Annotated in this window: 1 protein-coding gene; it reads right to left on the bottom strand. The window is 42.9% G+C overall.

Annotated features, from left to right (window positions below; all coding sequences use genetic code 11):
• Nucleotides 1–117: 117 nt before the first annotated feature.
• A partial coding sequence (locus ACRCJ0_RS16045) for an electron transfer flavoprotein subunit beta/FixA family protein (protein ID WP_431391166.1) occupies nucleotides 118–897 on the bottom strand: 780 nt, incomplete at its 5' end.

Here is an 897-nt window from a genome sequence, read left to right as displayed (position 1 = left end):
ACTCATTTCATGGGCTTTACCCAATAATTCTAGCGTTGAAGGGTGGATGGTTTCTTCTGAAATTTCAGCAACCACCCATATACCTGATGATTTTCCTTGATTCATGGACTTACCTCCTTAGATGATATGTTTGTCTGACAAAATGGCTAACAATGATTCGGCCGCTTCCGTCGGCGACCCTTCAAGCATGGTCATCTGACGGACTGATTCTTCCGGCACAAAGCTTTCAGTCACAATAGTAGGGGACCCTTTGATACCGATTCTATCGAGGTCACAATGTAGGTCACCCTCGTTCCATACCGTAATCTCTTTTTGCATAGATTGTTTAATCAAAAGAGGCGATAGATACCGCGGTTTATTGATTTCATCACCAACACTCATAACTAAGGGGTAAGAAACACGGATGACTTCTTGGTCCACTTCCAAATGTCTTTTGACATCAATGGTTTGATTAACTGTATCAAGGTCTACTATACCGGATGCGTTGGTGATTTGTGGTAGGTCCAACTCTTCAGCAATTAGTGGGCCAACTTGTCCCGTATCCGCATCAATTGCCTTTAAACCTGTCAAAATAAGATCCACGTTCCCAATCTTGTGTACAGCCTGAGCTAGGGTATAAGCAGTTGCTAAGGTATCTGACCCAGCAAAGGCACGTGAAGATAGTAGATAAGCCTCGTCACAACCCATGGCTAGGGCTTCATGCAAGCTCAATTTAAAAGAATCAGGGCCCATGCTGACAACAGATACTGTACCACCAAATTTTTCTTTTAACTGAACAGCAGTCTCAATGGCATGTTCATCAAAGGGGTTAATACGGCCGCGAACACCACTCCGAATAAGGTTATTCGTTTCTGGGTCAATTTTAACGTGGTTACTGATAGGGATTTCTTTTATAAA

The sequence above is a fragment of the Aerococcus sp. L_32 genome (assembly GCF_050689315.1).
This window is presented reverse-complemented; position numbering and strand designations above follow the sequence as displayed.